General features: G+C 68.5%; 6 protein-coding genes. 2 read left to right on the top strand and 4 right to left on the bottom strand.

Features of this window, described 5'->3' with window-relative positions:
* From FF36_RS21155 to mdoC, 4 genes are all read right to left on the bottom strand, one after another.
* The coding region (locus FF36_RS21155) for a transposase (protein ID WP_044886884.1) at positions 1-280 on the bottom strand (280 nt) is incomplete at its 3' end.
* Between the two features lie 270 nt (positions 281-550).
* Positions 551-1,453: an NADP-dependent oxidoreductase gene (locus FF36_RS21150; protein ID WP_044886870.1), complete on the bottom strand. Its 903-nt coding sequence runs from the start codon at positions 1,451-1,453 to the stop codon at positions 551-553.
* A gap of 861 nt (positions 1,454-2,314) precedes the next feature.
* Positions 2,315-2,554, bottom strand: a complete 240-nt coding sequence (locus FF36_RS21145) for a hypothetical protein (RefSeq protein WP_044886869.1) — start codon at positions 2,552-2,554, stop codon at positions 2,315-2,317.
* Positions 2,555-2,679: 125 nt separating this feature from the next.
* A complete protein-coding gene (gene mdoC, locus FF36_RS21140) occupies positions 2,680-3,969 on the bottom strand; it encodes a glucans biosynthesis protein MdoC (RefSeq protein ID WP_044886868.1) in 1,290 nt (429 codons plus the stop codon).
* 502 nt (positions 3,970-4,471) lie between these two features.
* On the opposite strand from mdoC, the gene FF36_RS35540 reads away from it, so the two are divergent.
* Both FF36_RS35540 and FF36_RS21135 read left to right on the top strand, forming a co-directional pair.
* Positions 4,472-4,927: a hypothetical protein gene (locus FF36_RS35540; protein WP_055406894.1), complete on the top strand. Its 456-nt coding sequence runs from the start codon at positions 4,472-4,474 to the stop codon at positions 4,925-4,927.
* Positions 4,928-5,620: 693 nt separating this feature from the next.
* Positions 5,621-6,094, top strand: coding sequence for a hypothetical protein (locus FF36_RS21135; RefSeq protein ID WP_044886867.1), 474 nt, complete (start codon positions 5,621-5,623; stop codon positions 6,092-6,094).
* The last annotated feature ends 119 nt before the right edge of the window (positions 6,095-6,213 follow it).

Here is a 6,213-nt window from a genome sequence, read left to right as displayed (position 1 = left end):
CGCGCAGGGTGTCGTGGACCCGCGCCCACGTCCCGTCCGCGGTCCAGTCCCGAAACCACCGGTAGGCCACGTCCCACGGCGCCAGGTCATGCGGCATCCGCCGCCACGAACACCCCGCTCCCAGCACGTACAGAATCGAGTCGATCACCAGGCGTCGGTCGTACTTCAACGGGGCACCACCGCGGCACGGGTCCCGCACGGGCAACAGCGGTCCGATCACCGCCCACTGCCCGTCCGTCAACGACGTGTCGTAGGCGGCCTTACACGAACAGACACACACCGGTCCGATCGTGNCCGGAANCTCCCCGCGGGCACCCCACGACACGCCATCCCACCAGCACCATCACATTCCGAACATCCCCAGTTACCCAACACCCTCTTAGGCCAGAGGTCATAGCTCGACGGTCTCCGACCGGCCGGGGAGAGTATCGGGAATCCCCCGCAGCCCCACAGCCGGGCGAAGCCGATGAGAAGGAGGCCGAGGGCCGTGTCCGGCCCTCGGCCTCCGGGTCTCATGGTTCCGGCGATCCGCCCAGGTCAGGGCTTTGGGTCAGGGGACAAGAATGATCTTCCCGCGGACGTGGCCGGTGAGGCTGAGCTCGAACGCCTTCGCGGCCTCGGCGAGGGGGAAGCGGTCCTGGATCTCGAAACGAACCACGCCCTGTTCGGCCAGCTTCACGACCGCGGCCAGCCTGTCCTCGGACGCGGCGACCGCCGCAATCCCGGCGGCGGCGGCATGCTCGTCGGCTACGGCCGTGACCGCACGGGACAGGTCGGGAAGAAGCGCCACCGTCGCCGCGACCGACGCCGCACCGCCGACATTGTCGATCGAGGCGCTGATCGTTCCGAGGGCCTTCACGGCATCCACCAGACCATCTCCGTACGTGACGGGCTCCGCGCCGATCGAGCGGAGGTAGTCGTGGTTGGCCGGGGAGGCCGTACCGATCACGCGGGCGCCGAGCGCCTTGGCGATCTGGACCGTCGCCGTCCCCACTCCCCCAGCCGCGGCGTGGACGAGCACGGTGTCGCCCTCCCGGACACCGACCTGGTGCACCGCGGAGTACGCGGTCCCGGCCGCAACGGGCAGTGACGCCGCCTGCTCGAAGTCGACGGCGGCCGGCTTCGCGATCAGCGAGCTCGCGGGCACGTTGGCCTGCGCGCGGTAACCACCGGTGAAACCTGACCAGATGACCTCGTCGCCGACGGCGAACCCGTCCACGCCCGAGCCAACCGCGTCGACCACGCCAGCCGTCTCGTTACCCGGCACGGCGGGCAACTGCAGCGGCACAAAGTCCTTCAGGTAGCCGGCGACGACCTTCCAGTCGACCGGGTTGACCGAGATCGCCCGGTTCACGATCCGGACCTCCCCCGCGCCCGGCTCCCCCACCGTCTCCTCGGCCTGCACCAGCACCGTCGGGCTGCCGTACTCCTCGAAATAGATCTTCACGCTCATCCTGGACTCCCTGGTCATCGGTTCGATGTCGACACCGCGGGCCGGTGTCGACGCGTGCCGGGTGAGGCTCTGGGTGCCGGATCGCCGCCCTGCCGTTGCGGGTGACCCCGGGTCGGCTGTGCTCGACGAGGGGCCTCGCCGCCCATCGGATCGGACGACGCGGATTCGGCGGCGCTGTCAGGTACGGAAGACGGACGCGCTCAGCGCGAACACAACGCGGCGCTGACCCGCTGCAGATCGACGTGCAGCGCCCGGTAGGCCTGGAACGAGGCCAGGACCTCGGTGACGGGGCACCGCGCCGATCGCGCGGACCGCACCATCGCACCCGCTCCCGTCGTCGTCCGCGCGGAGGCCTCACCGCGCTCACAGCCTCAATCCTGTACTGAGACGCCCACCGCGGGCCCGCTATTCCCGACCTTTTCGATCGACCAGCGGACAACGCTGCGGTGACGACCTGCACGGATGCGTAGGCCGTTGGCGACGTGAGCTTGGGACGCCATGTATCAGCCAGCCCCGGGTCGGGTCGGACCCATGCGGCGCCCCGCGAACGCATCGCCCATCGCCGGCCCTCTAACGATCTCCGGGAGTTACTGATCTTTAATGTGCCGGGTCGGACGGACGCGGCGCCGGAGCCGGAGCCGGCGGACAGGGTAGGCGCCTGGTGATGTCAGCCTCCCTACCGTGTCCGGGAGACAACCAACAGGGCAGACCTAGCCACCACAACCTTGATCCAACGAACTACCGCCAAGCACCAGGTCGCATCGATCCCGGCCGGGCGCACCCAGCCGGGTGACGGCGCCCCTGACCCGGGCGTCGCAGTCTCCTGCGCGGAGGGTTCGTCTCCTGGCTCCGGGTTGCGCCTCAGTCATCCCGCTGGTAATAGACAGAGATCGAGTGCCAGGCGCCGTCGGCCGTGACTTCGGTGTGCATCACCAGTTCCTGGACCTCGATGTCGCCCAAGGCGTCGATCGAGTCAGCGACCCGTCGAAGGAGAGCGCCGACGTCGTCCTGGCCGGGCCCCACGGGGTTTGCCTGGGAAAAGTGGAACACGGTCCAGCGATCCCGAGCCCCGTCTCGCCACGCTGCCGCATTCTCTGCCATCCGTCAGCCTCGATTCACCGCACCATCCGGCACGCATGGCGCGAATCCACCCCTCGGCACCGCCGACGACTTCGTCGCCACGGTCAGCGAAAAGCTCCGGGCGGTACACCTCGCGAGACGCGGCACTAGAGGATCCAGCGGAGCTGCTGGGTCCGTTCCGGATCCAGGTGGTCGGCCGGGGGAAGCCAGCGCAGCGGCTGGGTCCGCTCGGACTCCGACCCTGCGGCCGTCGCGGTCGGACTACCGACAGCGCGCGCCGCGGCGGGTCGGCGATCGCCGTGGCGGCCTTCGCTGCGGGCTCCGGCCGGGAACTTCCCGTTGAAGATCTTGCGGAGAAAGGGCGACCGCAGGATGACGAAGTGGTGGAGGGCGAACGTCACGCCGAAGGTGAGGGTCGTGACCAGGAGCATCTGCGGCCAGCGCAGGCTCGGGTCGAACGAGAGAAGCGTGGCGATGACGTAGATCCAGAAGTAGTGGAAAAGGTAGACCGTGTAGGACGCGTCGGAAAGGTAGCGAACGGCCGGCCGGGGGCCGGGAACGAGCCGGCTCGCCACGGCGAACAGGTTGACGGTGATCGCGACGGTGAACAGGGTCCGGCTGAGTACCACACCGGTGGACGAGGCCAGCCCGCCCACCCAGCCCCGGGTGGCCGCCAGCAGCAGGACGCCGGCCACGGCAAGCAGTATCGGCGCAGGCCGCTGGAAGGCCGGCAGGAGTCGCCGCCGATCCAGGTAGAGAAGCACGCCCAGGAGGAAGAACGGCAGGAAGTCCAGCGTCTCCTCGACCGGGAGATCGAGGGGATCGGAACCGATGGCGGGAACGACGGCGGCTCGGTACCCCCCGCGAATGAGGATGGTGCCCACCATGACCGATATGATGATCGTGGCCATGACGCGTGGTCGACCGGTGGTTGCCCGCCGGTAGACGGGGCTGGACACGACGCGGGATAGCACGGTCACGGCCGCCGGGGTGCACAACGCGTAGACGAGCAGCGCCACCAGAAACCATAGCTGCAGAAGCCAGCGCAGCTCCCCCGCCGGCTCGGGGACGGTGTGTCCCTGCAGGAATTCCAGGAACGAGACGTCCGGGTTGTGAAAGTTGTAGCTCAGCCACAGTGCGGTGGGGTTGAGCAGGACCAGGGTGGAGACGAAGGGAATTCCCACACTGGCAAGCCTGCGGCGCACGGTGCGCGCGGGTCCGTACTTCCCGACGAGCATCGCGGAGAGAAATCCGGAGATCAGAAAGAAGTCCGCCATCCGGAAGAGGCCGGAGGCATAGGCGATCCCGTTGAAGATCGGATCGTCACCAAGCGTCGAGGCGTGTACGAAGACTCCGCCCAGCATGAAGATGCCACGTAACGCGTCCAGGTAATGGTAATGTTCGTCTGGCGCGGACGGTGCCGCCTTTCCCCCCACGATCCCTCCACCAAGACCACCGGAGCGCTCCGGCATACCCCTACGGCCGACGCTCTCCAACGAAGACGCCGACGGACACACTTGTTTCCATATCGTATGGAAAGCGAAGACTGTCCCTGGCGTCGGGGGTGGGAGCGTCGAGAGGGTACGGCCGGGCAGCCGCTCGACTCCGACTCGGAGCTCGACCTTTTTCCGATGTTGATCTTCTGTTGTGCCGAAGAAGATCTGGAGATGGGTCAGGTTGTGGCAGATCGACCGGGTGGATGCTGGCGCGCGGGCTGGGAGTACTACCACCGACTCCTGCGTGGGCCCGGGCGTCGATCCTGCCGCAACGCGTTCACTAGCATTGTCAGGTCGCCCTCCCCTCGCCATTGCTCGCCGGGCGGGCCGAGCCCCCAAGCGGCCAGCACGGCGCGCTCGGCGCCATGCCACGGCGTCAACAGGCGCCGTCGCAATCCCGACAAGATCTATTCGTGGCCGCCCGAAGCACTACATTTCTTGGATGCCCCTCTCGGACCTACCCGCCAACCACGACGTTCTTACCTATCTGCGCGACCAGGCCGTGCGTCCACGCCGTGAATCCGGACGGTATGTCCTGGATGGCTGGGAGCTTCACACGCACCCCGACCTCGTCGAACGATTTGATCTGATCTCTCCGTCGCGCGCGGCCATCACACCGGTCTTTGGAGTTCCGGTGGTGGTCGCGAACGGCATTGCCGCGGCCTTCGCGACGGGCACAGGCTGGCTGCTCCTCCGTCTGCCGCAGCCGCCCACCGACGTCGAGATGGTCGAGCCGATTGCAGCACTGGACGGAAAGGGTTGGCACAGCGTCGACGCCTGGCAGGATGTGAGCAAGCGCTCACTTGGCCGATTGCAATCGCTGACTCACGCCGCCATGGAGTATGCAGCCGAGCTGGCGGGAGATTCGCCCGTGCAGCCTTCTGCTCCGCGAGAATAGCAGTCGGGGCCGGGAACCAGCGCGGCTCGGTGGCTCGGTGGCTTCGTGGCTCGGTGGCTTCGTGGCTTCCGAATCAGCCGACATCTCGGCGAGCAGCGTGGTCACGGCATTCGGGTCGGGTGGTCGGAACAACCCGCGTAGGACGTCGAGGGCGGTTCGGCTGCCAGGAGATCGCCGAGTGCGGGGCGCAGACGCCGTGATGGTCTCCGCCTGGCCATCACCCGCTCGGCCCCGGTTCGCAGCGTCCTGGGAAGGGTCAGGTATCCGCGTTTCAAGCGGACGAGCCCGCGTCCGGGCGCGGCGTGGCGCTCCGGGCGCCGAGCACAGGGACGGCACGCCCGGGGAGATCGACATTTCACGGCTGATAGCCGAGGATTTCGGTGAGGCGGGCGTCCGAGCTGCTGGGTGACGAGCACCGGCACCGGCGCGGCATCGGGGTTAGCCGAAAGCGCAGTCCGTCGGTGGCCTCGACGGCGACGCGCGCCTCGCCCACGCGGCCGCGGCGGAGATCGCGCAGATCACAGGGGTTGTCGGGTTTCGGTGGCCCAGCCGGATTGCGCAGGCGCGCGAGGCCCACGCATCACCCGAAAGTGCCATTCGCTTGCCTCCAGCGTCCCCAGGCGATTCCCTCGAAGAGGCCAGGGAACCACCGCAAGATAGGTAGTACCCGGACAATTAGGGAGGCGCTGCGCCTTGTCATCGCGATGGACCGCGAGGAGGAGCGCACGATGGTTCCGCCCGGGGGCGTCCGCCCTGGCGGAAACCGGCGCGACCACCACGATCGGGCCCGCCACGGCGGCGCGCCGCTGGCAGCCGGTCGGACACATCGAGGTCGGCCGGGACTGGCGACGCTGCGGGGCGCAGGAGGGCGGCTGCGGCGTGCTGCTCCCCCTGAACCAGCAGACCTGCCCCCGGTGCGGCCGGACGAACCGCGAGGACCTGCTGCCTCTGAACATCCGCCGGCTACTGCCCACCCACGACGCCTACGACCACGCCGTAGCCGTGCTGCGGGGCACCTGGGCCGAAGCCGACCTGCCGGACGGGCCGAACCCGCTGGAACTAGCGGGCACGCCGCTGCCCAGGACCGGCAACGAGGTTTCGGCCCTCGCACCGGATGCGCTCTCCGGCGCCGTCGACCGGCCAGACCCCCTCGGATCGCACTCCTGACGCCGGCCGATCACCCTGACGTCCCTCGCCGAGGAGATCGGCCACCTCCGATCATTTGCGTCGGCGGGTGGCGGGCTTCGGTTCCGGGGACTCCGGGAGCTCCTCCGCCACGGACTGTT

The organism is Frankia torreyi, from assembly GCF_000948395.1.
Lineage (GTDB): Bacteria > Actinomycetota > Actinomycetes > Frankiales > Frankiaceae > Frankia > Frankia torreyi.
Note: the sequence above shows the minus strand (reverse complement) of the source record. Positions and strands in the feature narration are given on the sequence as shown.